This is a genomic window from Enemella evansiae (assembly GCF_002250705.1).
Lineage (GTDB): Bacteria > Actinomycetota > Actinomycetes > Propionibacteriales > Propionibacteriaceae > Enemella > Enemella evansiae.
In genome coordinates, this window is the sequence record NZ_NMVP01000001.1 from 456258 (window position 1) to 474991 (window position 18734).

The 18734-nt window shown below is 70.1% G+C and carries 18 protein-coding genes; 10 read left to right on the forward strand and 8 right to left on the reverse strand.

The features are described from left to right. Window positions 1–316 precede the first annotated feature (316 nt). Both BI335_RS02170 and BI335_RS02175 read left to right on the forward strand, forming a co-directional pair. Complete coding sequence (locus tag BI335_RS02170; protein WP_094399931.1) at window positions 317–1021, forward strand: thymidine kinase; 705 nt, start codon at window positions 317–319, stop codon at window positions 1019–1021. 32 nt (window positions 1022–1053) lie between these two features. After that, complete coding sequence (locus BI335_RS02175; protein ID WP_172421683.1) at window positions 1054–1887, forward strand: sulfurtransferase; 834 nt, start codon at window positions 1054–1056, stop codon at window positions 1885–1887. Window positions 1888–1927: 40 nt separating this feature from the next. Here the strand turns inward: BI335_RS02175 and sepH are convergent, their stop codons facing one another. Continuing rightward, window positions 1928–3406 (reverse strand): septation protein SepH, encoded by a 1479-nt coding sequence (gene sepH / locus BI335_RS22250; protein ID WP_094429511.1) that lies wholly within the window; start codon window positions 3404–3406, stop codon window positions 1928–1930. A gap of 136 nt (window positions 3407–3542) precedes the next feature. Between sepH and BI335_RS02185 the strand changes: the two genes are divergently transcribed. After that, on the forward strand, window positions 3543–4727 hold the full coding sequence (locus BI335_RS02185; protein ID WP_094406207.1) for a ferrochelatase: 1185 nt from the start codon (window positions 3543–3545) through the stop codon (window positions 4725–4727). Here the strand turns inward: BI335_RS02185 and BI335_RS02190 are convergent. Then, window positions 4709–5806 carry a glycerate kinase gene (locus BI335_RS02190; RefSeq protein ID WP_229118039.1) on the reverse strand — a complete coding sequence of 366 codons (1098 nt, stop codon included), beginning with the start codon at window positions 5804–5806 and terminating at the stop codon, window positions 4709–4711. The two genes, BI335_RS02185 and BI335_RS02190, sit on opposite strands and share 19 nt — an antisense overlap. A 215-nt stretch (window positions 5807–6021) precedes the next feature. On the opposite strand from BI335_RS02190, the gene BI335_RS02195 reads away from it, so the two are divergent. Continuing rightward, window positions 6022–6321 (forward strand): DUF4193 domain-containing protein, encoded by a 300-nt coding sequence (locus BI335_RS02195; protein ID WP_094358168.1) that lies wholly within the window; start codon window positions 6022–6024, stop codon window positions 6319–6321. 70 nt (window positions 6322–6391) lie between these two features. Here BI335_RS02195 and BI335_RS02200 read toward each other — a convergent pair whose 3' ends face one another. Then, a complete protein-coding gene (locus BI335_RS02200) occupies window positions 6392–6676 on the reverse strand; it encodes a DUF4235 domain-containing protein (protein WP_166646652.1) in 285 nt (94 codons plus the stop codon). Between the two features lie 144 nt (window positions 6677–6820). Between BI335_RS02200 and BI335_RS02205 the strand changes: the two genes are divergently transcribed. The 4 genes from BI335_RS02205 (at window position 6821) to BI335_RS02220 (ending at window position 9227) form a co-directional block, all read left to right on the forward strand. Next, window positions 6821–7351, forward strand: coding sequence for a DUF3093 domain-containing protein (locus BI335_RS02205; protein ID WP_094406208.1), 531 nt, complete (start codon window positions 6821–6823; stop codon window positions 7349–7351). A gap of 10 nt (window positions 7352–7361) precedes the next feature. Beyond that, entirely contained in the window at window positions 7362–7805 is a 444-nt protein-coding gene (gene dut / locus BI335_RS02210; RefSeq protein WP_172421684.1) for a dUTP diphosphatase, read from the forward strand. An 89-nt stretch (window positions 7806–7894) separates the two neighbouring features. Further along, window positions 7895–8752 (forward strand): DUF3710 domain-containing protein, encoded by an 858-nt coding sequence (locus tag BI335_RS02215; RefSeq protein WP_229118040.1) that lies wholly within the window; start codon window positions 7895–7897, stop codon window positions 8750–8752. 67 nt (window positions 8753–8819) lie between these two features. Further along, window positions 8820–9227, forward strand: coding sequence for an OB-fold nucleic acid binding domain-containing protein (locus BI335_RS02220; protein WP_229118041.1), 408 nt, complete (start codon window positions 8820–8822; stop codon window positions 9225–9227). On the opposite strand, the gene BI335_RS02225 is transcribed toward BI335_RS02220, so the two are convergent. Together BI335_RS02225 and BI335_RS02230 are read right to left on the reverse strand one after the other, a co-directional pair. Continuing rightward, window positions 9197–9919 carry a potassium channel family protein gene (locus BI335_RS02225; protein WP_094358174.1) on the reverse strand — a complete coding sequence of 241 codons (723 nt, stop codon included), beginning with the start codon at window positions 9917–9919 and terminating at the stop codon, window positions 9197–9199. The genes BI335_RS02220 and BI335_RS02225 overlap by 31 nt on opposite strands. Before the next feature lie 21 nt (window positions 9920–9940). Then, a complete protein-coding gene (locus BI335_RS02230) occupies window positions 9941–10618 on the reverse strand; it encodes a potassium channel family protein (protein WP_407644067.1) in 678 nt (225 codons plus the stop codon). A 121-nt stretch (window positions 10619–10739) separates the two neighbouring features. Between BI335_RS02230 and BI335_RS02235 the strand changes: the two genes are divergently transcribed. Then, window positions 10740–12779 carry an APC family permease gene (locus BI335_RS02235; RefSeq protein WP_094429512.1) on the forward strand — a complete coding sequence of 680 codons (2040 nt, stop codon included), beginning with the start codon at window positions 10740–10742 and terminating at the stop codon, window positions 12777–12779. After that, window positions 12772–13959 (forward strand): class I SAM-dependent RNA methyltransferase, encoded by a 1188-nt coding sequence (locus BI335_RS02240; protein ID WP_144009055.1) that lies wholly within the window; start codon window positions 12772–12774, stop codon window positions 13957–13959. The genes BI335_RS02235 and BI335_RS02240 overlap by 8 nt, the downstream gene beginning before the upstream one ends. A 29-nt stretch (window positions 13960–13988) precedes the next feature. On the opposite strand, the gene BI335_RS02245 is transcribed toward BI335_RS02240, so the two are convergent. Genes BI335_RS02245 through BI335_RS02255 form a run of 3 tightly spaced genes read right to left on the reverse strand, consistent with a single transcriptional unit; the run spans window position 13989 to window position 18533 of the window. Further along, on the reverse strand, window positions 13989–15008 hold the full coding sequence (locus BI335_RS02245; RefSeq protein ID WP_094429513.1) for a D-2-hydroxyacid dehydrogenase: 1020 nt from the start codon (window positions 15006–15008) through the stop codon (window positions 13989–13991). After that, window positions 15005–16222, reverse strand: coding sequence for a mandelate racemase/muconate lactonizing enzyme family protein (locus BI335_RS02250; RefSeq protein WP_172421686.1), 1218 nt, complete (start codon window positions 16220–16222; stop codon window positions 15005–15007). The genes BI335_RS02245 and BI335_RS02250 overlap by 4 nt, the downstream gene beginning before the upstream one ends. Window positions 16223–16229: 7 nt before the next feature. Continuing rightward, complete coding sequence (locus BI335_RS02255) at window positions 16230–18533, reverse strand: exo-alpha-sialidase (RefSeq protein WP_094429515.1); 2304 nt, start codon at window positions 18531–18533, stop codon at window positions 16230–16232. Between the last annotated feature and the right edge of the window lie 201 nt (window positions 18534–18734).

Genomic DNA, 18734 nt, shown 5'->3' on the forward strand with positions numbered 1-18734 from the left:
GGTCGCGCAGCGACCGTGTCGAGAAGAGCCCCGCCCCCACACGCTCTTCGAGTAGGTCGCGCAGCGACCGTGTCGAGAAGAGCCGCACTGGTCGCTGCTGGCCTGCCAGAATCTGGGGGCTCATCTCGACACGCCGACCATTGCTCCGCTCCGCTGCGCATGGTCGGCTACTCGATGAGCGGGGGTGGGGGCTGCGCATGGTCGGCTACTCGATGAGCGGGGGTGGGTGGCTGCGCATGGTCGGCTACTCGATGAGCGGGGTGGGTGGCTGTTCGATGGGCGTGCGTGTCCGGGAATCCCACTAGGATGGCCCCTCGTGGCTGACCTCGTCTTCTTCACCGGTCCGATGGATTGTGGCAAGTCCACGCTGGCGCTCCAGTTGGACCACACGCAGCGGGTCGGCGGCCGTGCGGGGCTGCTCTGCACCAGCCAGGATCGCTCCGGTGCCGCGCAGATCTCCTCCCGGCTCGGGCTCGTCGAACCGGCGGTCGAGGTCTCGGCCGATCTGGACTTCTGGACCCATGTGGTGCACGCGCTGACCGGCGGGGCGCGGATCGACTATCTGATCTGCGATGAGGCCCAGTTCTACACCGCCGTCCAGATCGACCAGCTCGCCCGGATCGTCGACGAGCTGAGCATCGACGTGTACGCCTTCGGCATCCTCAGCGACTTCCGCACCCAGCTGTTCCCCGGATCGAAACGGCTGGTCGAGCTCGCCGACCGGATCGAGACGCCGCAGGTGCAGCCGCTGTGCTGGTGCGGCCAGCAGGCCACCCACAACGCCCGCACGGTCGATGGCCGGATGGTGACCGAGGGCAGCCAGGTCGTCGTCGGGGACACCACCAGCGAGATCGCCGCAGCGGGGGAGCCGGCCCCCGAGGTCGGCTACGAGGTGCTCTGCCGCCGACACCATCGCCGCCGGATGACCCGCGCCGTCGCGCAGGCCACGTTGAGCCCCGAGCCGCTGCCGTTCGGCTCGGACGAGGCGGATGAGTTCGAAGCGGAGCAGTCGGCGTTCTAGGCTGACAGCCCCAGCCGACCGCGGAGGTGCCCGTGTCCCCGAACGTCTTGATCCAGTCCGACGAACTCGCCACGCTGCTGGCCACCGAGCAGCCGCCGGTCGTGCTCGAGGCGCGCTATCCGGGCCCGGCCGCGACCGGCAACGGGCTGCCCGCCTTCCGCGAGGGACACATCCCCGGTTCCCAGTGGATCGACGTGAACACCGAGCTGTCCGGTCCCACCCGCCCCGACGGTGCGGGCGGGCGGCACCCGCTGCCGGATCCGGCCGCGCTGCAGCAGACCCTGCGCCGACTCGGCGTACGCCAGGACTCGCGGGTCGTCGTGCTGGACGGCGGCAACGCGATGGCCGCGGGCCGCTTGTGGTGGCTGTTGACCGATGCCGGGGTGTCCGGCGTACGCGTTCTCGATGGCGGATTCGCTGCCTGGCAAGGAAATGGGGGAGCCGTGGCGACCGGCGACCCGGACCCGGTCCGCGAGGGCGATGTGGAACTGCGGCCCGGGCAGCTGCCGTCCGTCGACGCCGACCAGGTGGCGGCCGCGACCGGGCAGGTCTGGGACGTGCGGGCCGCCGAACGCTACCGCGGTGAGTCCGAACCGATCGACCCGGTCGCCGGCCACATCCCCGGTGCGGGCAACCTGCCCTCGACCGAGGCACAGCAGCCCGACGGCCGGTTCCGGGACCCGGCCGAGCTGGCCGAGTTCTATGCCGAGGTACGCCCCGGCGACATCGTCTACTGCGGGTCCGGGATCACCGCCGCACAGACCCTGCTGGCGCTGACCGCCGCCGGCAGGGCCGACGGCGTCGCGCTCTATCCGGGATCCTGGAGCGACTGGATCGCCGGCGACCGTGAGGTCGCCACCGGCTAGTCCAGGGCGGTCGAGACCTGCCGCGGGTGACGAGGCGAGGTCACTCCTTGGTGTTGGGCGGGGGGCCGCCGAACATGATCTCGTCCCAGGACGGCACCGAGGCCCGACGCTTGCGGCTCTTGCGCTGCTTGGCCGCCGGTTTCTGCTCCGGCTCCTTCGAGTCCTGTTCCTTGGACTCCTGCTGCTGGTCGGCAGCCGGGTCGGCCGGCTCCGGTTCCGGCGTCTCGGTCTTCCCTGCCGGGGCAGCCTTTCCGGCCGATTCCTGCTCGTCCAGGTGATCCACCAGGGACGGCTGCTCGGGTTCGGCGACGGGCCGGGCCTTCGTTGCGCCACGCTGGTTCCGGGCCGGCCTTCTGATCGGCTGTGCCGGTTCGGCGTCCTCATCCTCGGTGGCGTCGTCCTCGGTCGCATCGTCCTCGCCGCGGTCCACCACGGTCGGCCCCGGTTCGGCCGCCTCGGGCCGGCCGGCATCGGGATCCGTCGCGGCGGCGGGCCGCGGGATCCGGACATTGGTCGGCTCGTCCTCGTCCTGCTCGTCGTCCAGCTCGACCTCGGTGACCTCGACCACCTCGATCTCGGTCACCTCGACGATCTCCTCCTCGCGCGGCGCATCCCCGCCCGGGGCCGCACCCTGGCGCGGCGCCTCGTCGAGCACCGGTTCGGACAGCCCGGCATAGATGTTGATCGAGTCCTCGGCCATCCCGCCGAGCATGTCGTAGAGCACGTCCAGCTCGGAGCGGCCATCGGGGACCACGCCATAGCTGTCGATCTCGGCCTCGACCTCGCTGGCGATCTCCTGCGGGGTGGCCGCGCTCGTCGGCAGCGACTCCTCGTCAGCCAAGTCCTCGTGCGACGCGTCCTCGTCCGAGTCGTCCTCGTCCGAGTCGTCCTCGTTCGAACCGGGCTCGCCGACCCCGCTCCTGCGGCTGTCCGTGGCGCGGTCGGCGATCGGCTGGGTCACCTCGTCCGAGCCCTCGGGCTCGTCCTCGACCTCGTCGAAATCCCCCTCGTCGACATCATCCGCGTCGACGTCCTCGACCTCCTCGGGCGAGGACACCGCGCGGACCAGGGCCAGCTCGTCGCTGTCCTCCTGCTCCTGGGTCGCCTCCCCGATCAGCCACCGGGCGTCATCGTTCAGCGCCACCGAGAAACGGCCCGCCTGGTCATAGCGGAACAGGCCCTCGCGCTCGCTGCCCTTCGCCTGGTAGCGGGCGCGTACCGTCCAGCGCCGATCCTCCTCGCGCCAGGCGTCCCAGTCCACCCCATCGGGGTCGACACCGGCACTGGTCAGTCGCTGCTCGACCACCGGCCGCAGATTGCGATGGGTCGAGGTCTCGCCGCGTCGGCGTACGGTCGCCGCCAGCGCCGTCCGGGCGATGTGGTCACGTTCGGCGATCACCGGGGCGGCGTACGCCTCGATCCGCTCGGCCGGGACGCCGGCCTCGCGGGCGACCTCCTCGAGAGATTGCCCGGAACGGATCCGGGCCTGGATCTCCCGAGGTCTCAGTGCGCTGTCCATGTCCTCGCTCTCCAGAGGTCCCACCGGTAGTCGGACGTGGTGCGGCACCACGTCCCCCTGACGTTACAGGTATCGCGCAATGAGTGTTCCCGACACGCTGTCCCCGACGCTGGGCCTCTGAGGCAGACTTCTCGGTATGAGCGATTCGGACCTCGGGCCGTACCAGGCCGTCGTAGTGGTGAGCTTCGGTGGGCCCGAGGCCCCCGAGGAGGTGCGCCCGTTCCTGCGCCGGGTCGTCGGCGGGCGCCCGATCCCCGAGGCCCGGCTCACCGAGGTGGCCCAGCACTACTTCGACCGGGGCGGAGTCAGCCCGATCAACGCCGAGACCAGGGCCCTGGTCGCCGGGCTGGAGGCGGAGCTGCGCCGGCGGGGGATCGAGGTGCCGGTGGTCTGGGGTGCCCGCAACACCGCCCCGTTCCTGGCCGACACCCTCACCGAGCTGAGCCGTTCCGGCATCCGCCGGGCGGTCGCGCTGACCACCAGCGCCTACCCCTCCTACTCGTCCTGCCGGCAGTACCGGGAGAACCTGTGGGACGCTCGCGAGCAGGCGATCGAGGCGACCGGCGGCGAGCTCGAACTCGACCGGATCCGGCAGTACGCCCACCATCCCGGTTTCGTCACCGCGAACCTGACCGCCACCCGGGAGGCGCTGGCGGACCTGGAGCGGAGCACCGAGGGGGAGGACATCCCGCATCTGGTCTTCGTCACCCACTCGATCCCGGTCCCGATGGCCGAGTCCGCCGGCCCGGAACCGCGCTCGGCGGAGGGCTCCTATGTGGATTGGCATCGCACGGTGGCCGAGGAGATCGTGCACCAGCTCGCCACCGAGCGCGGCCTGGCGGACACGCCCGCCTGGGAGTTGGCGTACTGCTCGCGCAGCGGCCGGCCGCAGGATCCGTGGCTGGAACCCGATGTCAACGATCTGCTGGAACATCTGGCCGGGCAGGGAGTACGCCGGGTGGTGCTGGTGCCGATCGGGTTCACCAGTGACCACATGGAGGTCGTCCAGGATCTCGACACCGAGGCGGTGCGGACCGCCGGCCGGCTCGGGATCAGCATCCGCCGCGCCGCGACCGCACGCACCGATCCCGCCTTCGTCGGCGGACTGGTGGATCTGCTGGAGGAACGGGCCCGGGTGGCCCGCGGTGACCAGGTGCTGCCCGAGGTGATCGACCACGGCAGCCCGGGCCGCTACGAGTGCCCCGCGAGCTGCTGTGTGAACCTGCGCGAACCCGGTCGCCCGGCCCTCTGCGAGGCCCCCGGGGAACCGGATCACAGCGGCGAGGCCCGCCGCCGCTCGGGTCAGGTCTGGCGGAGCTGACCAGCGGCCCGCGCACCGGCCTCGGCCAACCAGCGGGCCGGGTCGGCGAAGGAGGCCGCCGGGGAGCCGGCCAGGTCGGCGAGCGCGAAGGTGTCCACACCCAGTACCTCGGTGGCCACCGCCCCGGCGACGACGACCTTCATCGGTGCCCCGGGCAGCGACAGCGCATACCCGACGACCTTGCCGGACAGGGAGGTCTGATCGAACTTCCCTTCACCGGTGATCAGCACGTCGGCGCCGGCGACGGCCTCGGTCAGCCCGCTGGCCGAGGCGATATAGGGGGCCCCGGGTTCGATCCGGCCACCGAGCACCGCGGCCAGGGCGTACCCGGCCCCACCCGCGGCACCCATCCCGGGCCGGTCGGAGTCGATCCCGACCACCTCGGCCAATCGCCGCAATCCCTGTTCCAGAACGGAGATGTTGTCGGCGTCGGCACCCTTCTGCGGGCCGAACACCGCGGCCGCACCCTGCGCACCGAGCAGCGGGGACTCGACATCGGTGAGCACCACGACCTCATCGGGCCGCCGCATCGCCGAGGTGTCCAACCGGGCCAGGTTCCGCAGCGCCGCCCCACCCGGGGGCAGATCGTTGCCGCCGGCGTCCAGCAACCGGGCGCCGAGACCGGTCAGGATGCCGGCCCCGCCGTCGGTGGAGGCCGAGCCGCCCAGCCCGACCAGGATCCGCTGCGCCCCGTCGGCGAGCGCCGCCGCCATCACCTGGCCCAGGCCGATGCAGTTGGCGCCCAGCGGATCGGGGCGGCGCATCAGCGGCAGACCGGACATCTGGGCCAGCTCGAGCACCGCGTCCTGGTTGCCCAGCCGCAGCCAGCGACCCGGCGTACCGCGGCCGTCCGGTCCGGTGACGGTGCCCGCGTCCCGGTACGCCGACCGCTCGTCCCCGGCTGCCAGGGCCGCCATCGTGCCCTCACCGCCGTCGGCCTGGGGGAGCAGCAGCAGGTCGTCGTCGGGGCGCACCCGGTGCCAACCGGCGGCCAGCGCCTCGGCGGCGGGCAGCGCGTCCAGGCTGCCCTTCAACGAATCCGGGGCGATCACGACGGTCACGGCGGAGCTGGTCGACACGGGCGTCCTTCCTGAGCTGTGACCAACACCCTTCCATGAATTTCTCCGTCGGGGTTTCACGTGTCCCGGCTTGTGGTATTCATACGCGCAGGCCACAATCAACACCCCCCGGGACACGCCGCACGGCACCGGGCTGAGGTTCGGGGAATATCACCGGTCTCGGCTTCGTTGAGCGGCCGAATATGCCGAGGCCTAGTTAGTTGGAGAAGGGAACGATGGCGACAGACTACGACGCACCGCGCAAGTCCGATGAGGAGATGAGCGAAGACTCGATCGAGGAGCTCAAGACCCGTCGCAATGACAAGAATTCGGGCAAGGTCGACGAGGACGAGGTGGAGGCCGCGGAGGCCTTCGAGCTGCCCGGTGCCGACCTGTCGCATGAAGAACTGACCGTGCGCGTGCTGCCCCGGCAGCAGGACGAGTTCACCTGTGCCAGCTGTTTCCTGGTACGCCATCGCAGCCAGATCGCGGAGGAGCGCAACGGGAACTACTACTGCATGGATTGCGCCGGCTGAGCGAACCGACGACCACATGCAACAGGGGCCCCGGAAGATCCGGGGCCCCTGTTGTCGTCGCTGGCGATGCTCAGATCTTGAAGCTCATCTTCTTGCCGGGCAGGGCATCGTCACCAAGCGCGGCACGCATCCGGCGCAGCGTGGACCGGTTGGTGAGCAGCTGCACGACCCCGATGCCGACCGCGCTGGCGATCGACCAGGTGACGGCCAGGTGGAGCGGGGTGTCGGGGTCACCGGGCTCCGGCGGCTCCTCCCCGGTGACGATCTCCCAGCTCTTGCTGACGAGCTTCTGGGCAGCGATGGTCGACACCGTGCCGATCACCGCGGTGTAGATCTTCCACAGTCTGGACTGCATCCGGATCTCCTTCAAGGTCTGGGTGTGCTCGCGGGCACGTGCTCCGCTCCAGCCCATAGTAGGGCGAACGCCTCGGCTAGGTTTGACTGGTCACGGGCGGGCCCCGGATCCAGCCCGGCCGCCGTCTGATCGCAAGGAGTGTCGATGTCGCAGGGCCAGTCGGAAGCGCCGGACCAGCCGGAGACCCGCAGCGGGCCGGAGCAGCAGCGGGCGGACCGGCAGTCGTACGCCGAACGGCTCACCGCGCCGCTGTCCTGGTGGTTGATCGCCGGTTTCTTCCTGGCCACCTTCTGGCTGGCGATGGGTTTCTATCTCGGTTGGTTGCAGGGTCTGGCGGGGACCGCGGTGCTCGGCGGACTGGCCGCCTGGGTGCTGATCGACTACGGATCGGTGCGGGTGGCCGCGGGTCCGGACGGGCTGCGTGCCGGCCGGGCGCGGATCGAGTGGCAGTGGGTGTCCGGGGTGACCGCCCTCGATGCGGCCGCGACCCGGGACCGGCAACGGGTGAAGGCCGACGCCCGGGCGTACCTGCTGCTGCGCTCCTATCTGAAACGCGCCGTCGAGGTGACCATCGACGACCCGGCCGACCCGCATCCCTACTGGCTGGTGTCCTGCCGGCGTCCCGACGAACTCGCCCGGGTGGCCCAGGGCTATCTGGGAAAGCGGCGGCAGTAGGCTGCCCGGCGTGACTGACACGCTGACCGTTCCGCTGCAGCAACTGGATCCCGAGCTGCCGGTGCCCCGCTACGCCCACCACGACGACGCCGGCGCCGACCTGCTCGCCGCCGAGGACGTCGAACTGGCCCCGGGGGAGCGCCGCCTGGTGCCGACCGGGGTGGCGATCGCGCTGCCCGAGGGGTACGCCGGATTCGTGCATCCGCGGTCCGGGCTGGCCGCCCGGCACGGCCTCACGATCGTGAACGCACCGGGCACCGTCGATGCCGGTTATCGCGGTGAGATCAAGGTCTGCCTGCTGAACACCGACCCGCACGAACCGATCCGGTTGAACCGTGGTGACCGGATCGCCCAGCTGGTCGTCCAACCGGTGATCCGCGCCGAGTTCCAGCTCGTCGACACGCTCTCCGAGTCGGTGCGCGGCGCCGGTGGTCACGGGTCCACCGGCCGCTGAATCGCGGTTCCGGTTCTCCATGGGCCGGGGTTGGTGCCAAGATGGACGGCGGTGCCCCAGGGCGTACGCCGAACCGAAAACGAAGCGGAGTGGACGACACGATGATCTTTGGCCGGAAGAAGAAGCAGGCCGAGAAGGACGCCGACGAGAGCGTCGAGACCACCACGGTCGACGAGACCTCGGTCGACGACACCAGTGCCGATGCTGCCGACACCGAGACCGACGCCGCCGATCCGGATGCGGACCTGGACACCGCCGAGGACGACGACGAGTTGGATTCCGGTGAGGACGACGACGAGGACGATGACACCGACGCCGAGGACGCCGAGGACGAGTGGGCGGCCCTCGACCTGAGCAAGGACTGGCGCGAGGACGGGCCCTTCGACATCAACGAGGTCGACCTGGAGGCCGACGACATCGAGCGGCTGGACTTCGGCGCGCTGGTGATCACCCCGATCCCGGAGTGCGAGCTGCGGCTCCAGGTCGCCGAAGAGACCCAGCAGATCGTCTCCGCGCTGATCGTCAAGGACGAGTCCGCACTCGAACTCTCCGCCTTCGCCGCACCGCGCAGCCCGGGCATGTGGGCCGAGATCCGCGAGCAGATCGTCGAGCAGACCGAGGCCGCCGGCGGCACCGCGGACAGCGTCGAGGGCCCGTTCGGCACCGAGCTGGTGCGCAACGTCCCGGTGCAGACCCCCGACGGGCAGGTGGCCTTCCAGCCGTCCCGCACCTGGGTCGCGCAGGGGCCGCGCTGGCTGCTGCGCGGGGTGCTCTTCGGGCAGGCCGCGCTCAGCGACCAGAGCGACGACGAACTGGTCGGGCCGTTCCTCGACGCGTTCAGCGATGTGGTGGTACGCCGTGGCGACGACCCGATGCCGGTCGGTGACGTGCTCGCCCTCACCCTGCCGCCGGAACTCCAGCAGGCGGAGCCCGAATCCGCGCAGTGACGCGGCGTACGCTGGGAAGAAGTCGGATGTCGAACTCGTTCTACCGAATTGAAGTGGGGGATCGACGATGAGCGGGAGCACCGGAAGCACGAAGAGCACCGAGTCGCGCCGTGGCCTGGGTGGCATGCTGCGCCGGATCGTCCGCTCCAACGAGGAGTTGGAGTCGGAGGACCTGCGCCGGCAGTCCGAGGAGGCCGGCGCGGCGCTCTGCGGCAGCTGCAACGATCGGCAGAAGGTGCGCCTGCGCGGCACCGTCAGCTCGGTCACCATCAACCCGCAGGACGATTCGCGGCGGCTCGAGGTCGACTTCCGCGACGGTACCGGCCAGGTCACCCTGGTCTGGATGGGACGGCGCAGCATCCCCGGCATCCAGGCCGGCACCACGATGCTGGTCGAGGGCCGCCTCTCGCGGCACGGCGGCCAGGCGGTCGTCTACAACCCGCGTTACGAGTTGCTGAACGTCCCCGGCATCTGAGGCATCTGCCCCGACACCACCCGACCGGAGGTGCCGCGCGGGGAGAGCACGTCGGCGAGCTCCTGCTCGTGATCGGGGCTGGTGACGAACAGCAGCTCGTCCCCGGCCTCCAGGGAGCCGTCGGGGTCGGGGGCGCTGGCCCGGCCGTCCCGGATCACCGCGACCAGCACGGTCTCCCCGGGCAGTCCGAGCTCGCCGATCCGCATGCCGACGCAGGTGCTCTGCTCGGGCAGGGTGAACTCGACCACATTGGTGTCGCCGTTGCGGAAGGTGAACAACCGCACCAGGTCGCCGACGGCCACCGCCTCCTCGACCAGGGCGGACATCAGGCGCGGGGTGGACACCGACACGTCCACCCCCCACACCTCGTCGAACATCCACTCGTTGTAGGGATGGTTCACCCGGGCCACCGTGCGCGGCACCCCGAATTCGGTCTTGGCCAGCAGGGAATGCACCAGATTGACCTTGTCGTCACCGGTCGCGGCGATGGCCACGTCACAGCTGTCCAGACCGGCCTCCTCGAGTGAGGAGAGCTCGCAGGCGTCGGCGAGCAGCCACTCGGCGTCCGGCACCGATTCGGTCTTGATGGCCGCGGGCTGCCTGTCGATCAGCAGCACCTGGTGGCCGTGTTCGATCAGCTCCCGGGCGATGGAGCGGCCCACATGGCCGGCCCCGGCGATTGCGACGCGCATGAAACTCCTCCTGGTCCCGGATCAGTTCTTGGCCGGCGGCTGGCCGAGCACGGTCTCGACGTCACCGACGCGGTCGGCCTCGCAGGCCACGTACGCCAGGTCGCCGTCCTGGAAGATGGTGTCGGACTTCGGCACCATGCCGGTACCGAGCCGGAGCAGGAACGGGATCGGGAACCGTGCGGCCTCCTGCATGGTGCCCACCGTCCGTCCCACCCAGCCCGGATCGACATGCACCTCGACCAGGCGTACCGAACCCGACTGGTCCCGCCACACCGGCTCCGAGCCCTCCGGCAGCAGCCGGCGCAGCACCTTGTCCGAGGCCCAGCGCACGGTCGCCACGGTGGGGATCCCGAGCCGCTCATAGACCTCCGCGCGACCCGGGTCGTAGATCCGGGCCACCACGTTGTCCACGTCGAAGGTCTCGCGCACCACCCGGGCGGCGAGGATGTTGGAGTTGTCACCGCTGGAGACCGCGGCGAAACCGTCGGCCTCCTCGATGCCCGCGCGGCGCAGCACGTCCCGGTCGAAGCCGACACCCTTGACGGTGCGCCCGGAGAATCCCGGCCCGAGACGGCGGAACGCCTCGGCATTGCTGTCGATGATCGCGACCGAGTGGCCCCGTTTCTCCAGGCTGCGGGCCAACCGGGAACCGACCCGGCCGCAACCCATGATGACGATGTGCACGCGCTCTCCTTCCAGTGCCGAGAAAGTATCGCACCACGCCGCCGGCGCGCTGTCCCGGGCAGGGGCACCGAACCGATCCCGCCCGCGCCGCGACCGAGTGGCATCGTTCCCCCGGATCAGGCATAGAGTGCCGCCTGTGAAACTGTCCGACAGCATCAAACGACTGCTGCTGGGGCGCAAGCTGGCATCGGCTCAGCTGGGGGAGACCCTGCTGCCGAAGCGGATCGCGCTACCCGTCTTCGCCTCCGATGCGCTGTCCTCGGTGGCGTACGCCCCGGACGAGATCCTGCTCACCCTCTCGCTGGCCGGCATGGTCGGATTCGTCTACTCCTGGTGGATCGCACTGGGTGTCGCGGTCGTGATGCTGGTGGTCGTCGCCTCCTACCGGCAGAACGTGCACGCCTATCCCTCCGGCGGTGGTGACTACGAGGTGGCGACGGTCAACCTCGGCCCGAACGCCGGCCTGACGGTGGCCTCGGCACTGCTGGTGGACTACGTGCTGACCGTCGCGGTCTCGGTGTCCTCGGGCGTGCAGAACGCGCGCGCCGCAATCCCGTTCATCGCCGGCCACGAGGGGCTCATCGCCGCGGTCATCATCGTCGTGCTGATGGCGATCAACCTGCGCGGGGTCCGCGAATCCGGGTCGGTCTTCGCCATCCCCACCTACTGCTTCATGGCCGGGGTCATCCTGATGACCCTCTACGGCCTGTTCCGGATCCTGGTGCTCGGGGAGGACCTGCGCTCACCGACCGCGCAGTACGAGGTGGTCGGCGCCGAGCAGTACACCCCGCTGGTCGGGATCGCGCTGGTGGTGCTGCTGGCGCGTACCTTCTCCTCCGGCGCCGCCGCGCTCACCGGTGTCGAGGCGATCTCGAACGGCGTACCGGCGTTCAAGCAGCCGAAGAGCAAGAACGCCGCCACCACCCTCGCCCTGCTGGGCGGGATCGCGGTGTCGATGCTGATCGGGATCATCACCCTGGCCAACCTCACCCAGGTCCGGTTGATCGACTCACCGGAATCGCACTTCACGCTGAACGGGCAGCCGGTGGACGTCTCCCCGGACACCGTGATGGGTCAGCTGGCCGCCACCGTCTTCGACAACTTCCGACCCGGGTTCTACTTCCTGATCGCGGCCACCATGATCATCCTGTTCCTGGCCGCGAACACCGCCTTCAACGGATTCCCGGTGCTCGGCTCGATCCTGGCCCGGGACGGATTCCTGCCGCGCCAGCTGCACACCCGCGGCGACCGGTTGGCGTACAGCAACGGCATCATCCTGCTGGCCGCCGCCGCGGCGGGGCTGGTGCTGGCGTTCAACGCCGATGTGACGAGCCTGATCCAGTTGTATGTGGTCGGGGTCTTCGTCTCGTTCACCGTCTCCCAGACCGGCATGATGCGGCACTGGACCCGGCACCTGAAGACCGAGCGGGATCCGGCGGTACGCAAGCAGATGAAGCGATCCCGGGTGATCAACGCGATCGGGCTGAGCTGCACCGGCACGGTGCTGGTGATCGTGCTGCTGTCCAAGTTCATCTACGGCGCCTGGATGGCGATCCTGGCGATGGCGGTCGTCTTCGTGCTGATGAAGCTGATCAACCGGCACTACAAGCTGGTGGCCCGCGAGATCGCCTGGAGCCCGGGCGATGAGCGGGTGCTGCCGAGCCGGGTGCATGCGGTGGTGATGGTGTCGAAGGTGAACAAGCCGACCCTGCGCGCGCTGATGTTCGCGAAGGCGTCCCGGCCCTCCACCCTGGAGGCGATCACCGTCGACGTGGACGATGCCGAGACCGAGGGGCTGATCGGGGCCTGGGACCGGGCCGATCTGCACATCCCGCTGAAGGTGATCGCCTCGCCCTACCGCGAGGTGATAGGCCCGGTGGTCAAGTACGTCAGCGAGTTGCGCAAGAAGAGCCCCCGCGATGTCGTCGCGGTCTATGTGCCCGAATACGTCGTCGGGCACTGGTGGGAGGGTGCCCTGCACAACCAGACGGCGCTGCTGCTGCGGGCCCGGTTGCACTTCACTCCGGGTGTGATGGTCACCTCGGTGCCCTACCTGCTGAAGTCCTCCGAGGCCGCCCGCGAGCGGCTGGCCCGGGAGGACCCGATGGCCTTCCGGATGGTCGGCACCACCGACGCCACCGACGGGCATCGCGACGAACAGCGATCCGATGGCTGAGCCCCCCACGTCGGCTGAGCGAGCGAACGACCGAGTCGAAGCCACGTCCCCAGAAACCACCGCCCCCGAGGTCACCGTCGGCCCGATCGCGCACGGCGGGCACTGCATTGCCCGGCACGAGGGCCGGGTGATCTTCGTCCGCCATGCGCTGCCCGGGGAACGCGTCCGGTTGCGGATCACCGATACGAGCCAGGACCGGTTCTGGCGAGCCGATGCGATCGAGGTGCTGGAGGCCGCGCCGGACCGGGTACGCCCGGACTGCCCGGTCTCCGGTCCCGGTGGCTGCGGCGGCTGCGATTTCCAGCATGTCAGCGATTCCGGCGAACTGGAACTGAAGCGCAGTGTCGTCGCCGAGCAGCTCGCCCGGCTGGCCGGCATCGACTGGACCGGTGCGGTGGAAGCGGTGCCGCCGGTGCGGAACTGGCGGCACCGGATGCGCTATCTGGCCGACGCCGACGGTGAACCGGCGCTGCGCGCCCACCGCTCGCACGAGCTGATCCGGATCCCCGACGACGGCTGCCCGATCGCCAGCGTCGACCCGCGCGCCCTGGGTGTCCCGGAGGTGGCGGAGCAGACCCCGCTGACCGTCGTCGACGCGGCCGAGGAGCAGTTGCTGCTCGTCGGTGATGCCGACGAGTCGGTCGTCGAGGAGGCCGCCGGGCGACGATTCGAGGTGCAGGGACAGGGATTCTGGCAGGTCCACCCGGCCGCTGTGGACACCCTGGTTGGTGCGGTGCTCGAGGGCCTGCGGCCCGCGGCGGGGGAGCGGGCGTTCGATCTCTACTGCGGGGTCGGGGTGTTCGCCGGTGCGCTCGCCGATGCTGGGGTGACCGTCTGGGGTGTGGAGTCCGACAAGCCCGCCATCTCCCACGCCCGGCGCAATGTGCGGGAGGCGAAGTTCAGCTCCGGCCGGGTGGACCGGGTGCTGCCCAAGCTGCCGCGGCGTACCGATCTGGTCGTCCTCGATCCGCCGCGCGCCGGTGCGGGCCGCAAGGTGCTGGAACAGGTCACCGCCCGCGAACCGCGCGCGATCGCCTATGTGGCCTGCGATCCCGCCGCCCTGGCCCGCGACCTGGCGTACGCCGCAGAGCTCGGTTACACCCCCGACTCGATCCGCGCCTTCAACCTCTTCCCCCGCACCCACCACATCGAGGCCGTCGCCATCCTCACCCCGAACTGAGTTCCTGGCGCATCGTCTGCACTGACCGGTCAGCCGGCCAGGTCGGCGGGGGCGATGCGGTTCAGCAGTGGACGTCCGGCGAGCAGGCGTTCGGTGTTGCGGGCCAGCAGATCCCACAGCCGGGGCAGGAAGAAGGTGCTGTCGGAGGAGCCGGAGACGTGTGAGGTGATGATCACCCTCGGCAGCTCCCAGGTCGGGTCATCGGCGGCCATCGGGCTGCGGTAGTGCACGTCCAGGGCGGCCCCGGCCAACCGCCCCTCGACCAGCGCGGATCGCAGCGCCTGCTCATCGACCACGCTGGCCCGGGCCGGGTTCAGCAGGTACGCGGTCGGTGGCAGGGCGCGGAACGCCGCGTCGTCGATCAGCCCGTCGGTGGTCGGCGTGGCCGGGACGGTGATCACCAGGAAGTCCAGTCCGGACAGGAAATCCGGCAGTCGGTCCAGGCCGAAGGACCGATCCGGGATCGGCACCTCCTCCGGACCGCGGTCGAGGGGGTCATAACGATCGGGCCGAAAACCGGGCGCTGATCGGGACGCGACCCACACCTCGAGCCCGAGCGCCCGGACGGTGCGGGCGACCTGCTGGCCGATGTTGCCGAAGCCGAGGATGCCGACCCGCAGCCCGCGCAGTTCGGCCTGGTGCACCGGGGAGCGGTCCCAGCGGTGTGCCTGCTGGTCGGCGAAGGTGCCCGGCAGGTCGCGGCGCAGGGCCAGCATCATCATCGCGCACCACTCGGCGATCGGGATGTCGTTGACGCCGCTGGCGTTGGTCACCGCGACCGTGTCGGGTACGCCGGCGCCGATCGCCTGCCGGAACCCGGCCGACGCCAGCTGGATCCAGCGCAACCGGGGGAGTTCGGTGAGATTGCTGGGCACCGAGTCTCCGCAGAATCCGGTCACGGTGCCGGCCAGCTCGGCGGGCACGGTCAGCGCACCCGGTTCGAGCAGCGCGATTCGGGTGTGCTGGACGATGCCGCGCAATCGCTCCAGGCCGGCGGCGTCCTGGGGCAGGGCGATCACCAGCTGGTGGTCGGTGCTCTCCGGACTCATGTGCGCAACACCTTCCCGGGCACGCTGACGAACTCCTCGTGCCCCTTGCGATAAGGAAAGTCTGCCAGCAGCCGATCGTCGACGCGGACCCCGAACCCGGGCGCGGTCGGCGGCAGCAGCTGCCCGTCCTCGAGCATCAGTTGATCACCCCACAGGCGGGTGTGCAGCGGACCGGCATCGGGCAGCAGTTCGACGATCAGGGTGTTCGCACAGGCGAAGGCGCAGTGCACGTTCTGCATCACTCCCGCGCCACCGCACCAGTTGTGCGAGGCGATCCGGGCGCCACGAGCGGCCGCATTCGCCGCCACCGTGAGGAATTCGCTCGGGCTGAGCCAGGCGGCGTCCGGTTGCGCCACCCCGAACGCGTCCCGGTCCAGCCAGAGCGCGAACTCGGCCGCGCTGCTCAACTGCTCCCCGCCGGCGATCGGGATGCTGGTACGCCGCCGCAGCTCGGCGTAGGCGTCCGGGTCGGTGTAGGGGAGCGGTTCCTCCACCAGGATCGGGTCGAACTCCTCGATCGCGCGCAGCACCCGGGTGGCCAACTCCAGATCCCACACCTCGCTGCGTCCACCGCCCATGTGGCCATCCAGCAGCAGTCCGAACTCCGGACCCAACCGGTCCCGCAGCAACCGCAGCTTCTCGACCTCCCACTCCGGTGCCGCATCCCGACCGCCGGGAACGGGCAGGTCCCGGCGGGTCTGCTGGTCCATGCCGCCGGTGGCCACCTTGAGCGCGGTGAAACCCAACTCGGCGTACCGTTCCGCCTTCTGCAGCAGGAACTCCGCCGGCCACGGGCTCGGACCACCGGTGGCGTACGCCGGTAGCCGCTGGTGCTGCAATCCGCCCATCAGTTGATAGGCGGGCACCCCCTCGGCCTTGCCGCGCAGATCCCACAGGGCCGCCTCGACGGCACCGATGGCGGCGCGCACCACCCCGACCCGGGCGGCGTATCCCAGGCAGAGCCGCATCCGATCGCCGAGCGTCACCGGGTCGGTGCCGTCGCCCTCGGTGAGGATCGGCCGGATCAGCTCGACCACCGGATCGACCAGCTCCGGCGCGAAATAGCCGCAGTAGGTCTCCCCGATCCCGGTCAGCCCGCTGTCGCTGGTCACCCGGACCAGGGCGACGGTGCGGGTCTGTTTGGCGAAGGTGATCCAGGGATCGTTGCTGGACGGGCCGGTGAGCAGGATCGTCTCGACGGCGGTGATGCGCACTGGGTGGTCAACTCCCGGGTTTGATGACGACGTCGTCGATGAGGTAGAAGCCACCGTACTGCGCCGGGTCACCGGTGCTGAAGTCCAGCGAGCTCATCGTGGTGGCGGCACCGGCCCGCACCGTGGTGGTGAAGCTCTGCGAACCGATGGTGATGTTCGCGCGGTCGGCGGTCAGGTCCATCGACACCGGCAGGTAGGTCCTGGTCGGCAGCGCCTCGGCGAGCTTGCCGATCTCCACCCAGGCGGCTCCGTTCCAGGCCTGCAGGCTCGCCGGCTTTCCCTGTACCAGCCGGAAATTCCAGGCATCGGCGCGGGCACCGTCGGCACCGGTGCCGCGGGCGCCGAAGGTGAACATCGCCCGGAAATCGGAGCCACCGAGCTGCATGCTGGTCTGCACCCGCGGGCTCGGGGCGAACGGCCGGCTGATCCGGGCGTTGTCGTCGGTCCACTTGTCGAACAGGCGCAGGGCGGTGCGGCTGTGCGACCCGCCGAACTCGGCGTACGCCGGGTCGTTCGGTATGTCGGTGACCCAGGCCTTGTTGGCGTCGGCCCACCCGCGCGGGATCGCGAACGGCAGCTCGTTCTCGAAGGTGTCGGTGTCGGCGGTGTAGAGCTCCAGCTCGGTCACCGTAGTCTCCACCCCGGGCGCCCCGGTGACCTTCAGATAGCGGGCGTCCTGCGGTGCCGGCAGGTCGGTGTAGCGGAGCGCGCGGTCGCTGCGGTTCACCGCATCCACCACCGGCGCGGACCACTGCTGACCGTCGGCGGAGAACTGCACCTTCGCCGACTGCGGTTCGCCGTGGCCGAGCATCAGCCCGATCCGGTTGATCGGATAACTGCGGTCCAGGGCCAGCACGAGTTCCCCGTCGCGGCTGTCCAGCTTCGCGACCGCGTCCCGATCGCTGAGGCCGTCGAAGGCGCCCTCCGGGCGTACGGTCGGGAATTTCTTGTCCGGCTTGGCGAAGCGGCCGGAGACGGTGGCGGTCTTGTCCAGTAACCGGGATGCCACGTCGATCCGCCCGGTACCGCCGGGGGTCACCGCGCCGACATAGGTCGCACTCACCCCGAACTGCTCGTTGTAGGCGCCACAGCCCCAGACATGGCACTGGTCGAAGAACAGCACCGACCGGTTCGCGCCGACCGATTCCATCGTGTTGTTGCCGCTGGTGCCGTCGTAGCGGCCGTTGTTGCCGGTCGAGGGGTAGTTGGCGAAGACGGTGTCCTGAATCTGCCAGCTGCGGCCGGTGCCGTCGAAGCTGGCCAACATCCGCACATCCGGCCGCCCGGTGGTGAGCAGCAGGGCCCCGTTCGGTTGCAGCAGCAGATCGGGGTAGATGCCGCGGACGACCGTGCCGTCGGGGCCGATCAGCTCCCGGGCCTCGGACCAGCTGCGGCCCTGGTCATCGGAATAGGCGTAGACCAGTTTCGTCTCCGGGCTGTCGGTGGTCCGCAGCACCGCCAGCAGCCGGCCGTCGCTGGTCCAGGACCAGCCGACCTCGTTGGTACCGACCGCATTGGTCGCCGGAATCACCGAGCGCAGGCTCCAGCTCCGGCCACCGTCGCTGGACTGCAGGATCGCCGAGCGCTGCTTGGTGGTGCCCTTGAAGACGGTGTAGATCGGCACCATCAGGGTGCCATCGGGCAGCTCCAGCACCCGGCGATGCACCCGAAGCCCCTCCGACATCGGGCCGAGCTGGTACTCCGGGGGCATCGCCACCGGTGCGTCGGTGAGCTGCCACTGTTGCCCGTCTTTGGAGGTGCGCACCTTCAGGTTGGTGAAGGTCCTGGCGGCATCGCCCCACTGCGGGATGAAGTCGATGGCCAGAAAACTCCCGTCGGACAACCGGATCTCGTTCAGCGCGGTCGCCGGATAGTTGCGCTCGGTGGTCAGGAAGCTCCGGCCGGAATCGGTGGAGGTGGAGGCGTTGATGACGCTCTTCGCGCTGCCGAAATCGGGGTTGGCCTGGGTGGTCAGGGCGACCCGCTTCTCGGTCCGCCCGTCCGGGCCGAGGATCGGGAAGCTGGCCGAGGCCGGTACCGCGGCCGGGTTGCCAGGGCCCCAGTTGAGGACGTTCCAGTGCGATCCGGTGCCGTACGCCGGCTGGTCGACCGCGGCGCCGGCACCGGTGGGCATCCGGTCGCCGACGAGCGGCAGCGAGCCACCCTGGGCGGCCGCGGGCGAACCACCCGGCGCGTTCGGAGCGTTCGGCGTACCCCCGGCGACCGCGGAGACGACCAGTGCGGAGGCGACGGCACCGGCGCCGGCGGCGAGCAGCCGGATGGAGGTTTCGGAGCGGCGTGCCATGTTCATGAACCCCTTTGTTCGGTGCGCCCGACCGCGACCTGGGGGTGGGTGGGCAGATAGTGAAATGGCGTTTCAGATCGCTCTGACGCTAGGCCAGCCGATGAGCGGCGTCAAGAGGTGGACGTTGAGGTCGACCCCGCCGCCGGATCCGGATGTGGCGCGGCGGACAATGAGGGTGTCGCGGTACGCAACCGGGCGGAGCGTGGT

Excerpts from the sequence above, each read along its gene's own strand:
- BI335_RS02255 (WP_094429515.1), bottom strand. The coding sequence starts at position 18,533 with ATGAACATGGCACGCCGCTCCGAAACCTCCATCCGGCTGCTCGCCGCC.
- BI335_RS02225 (WP_094358174.1), bottom strand. The coding sequence starts at position 9,919 with ATGCGCGTCGCAATCGCCGGGGCCGGCCATGTGGGCCGCTCCATCGCC.
- BI335_RS02195 (WP_094358168.1), top strand. The coding sequence starts at position 6,022 with ATGGCGACAGACTACGACGCACCGCGCAAGTCCGATGAGGAGATGAGC.
- BI335_RS02245 (WP_094429513.1), bottom strand. The coding sequence starts at position 15,008 with ATGAGTCCGGAGAGCACCGACCACCAGCTGGTGATCGCCCTGCCCCAG.
- BI335_RS02220 (WP_229118041.1), top strand. The coding sequence starts at position 8,820 with ATGAGCGGGAGCACCGGAAGCACGAAGAGCACCGAGTCGCGCCGTGGC.
- BI335_RS02200 (WP_166646652.1), bottom strand. The coding sequence starts at position 6,676 with ATGCAGTCCAGACTGTGGAAGATCTACACCGCGGTGATCGGCACGGTG.
- BI335_RS02240 (WP_144009055.1), top strand. The coding sequence starts at position 12,772 with ATGGCTGAGCCCCCCACGTCGGCTGAGCGAGCGAACGACCGAGTCGAA.
- BI335_RS02205 (WP_094406208.1), top strand. The coding sequence starts at position 6,821 with ATGTCGCAGGGCCAGTCGGAAGCGCCGGACCAGCCGGAGACCCGCAGC.
- BI335_RS02185 (WP_094406207.1), top strand. The coding sequence starts at position 3,543 with ATGAGCGATTCGGACCTCGGGCCGTACCAGGCCGTCGTAGTGGTGAGC.
- sepH (WP_094429511.1), bottom strand. The coding sequence starts at position 3,406 with ATGGACAGCGCACTGAGACCTCGGGAGATCCAGGCCCGGATCCGTTCC.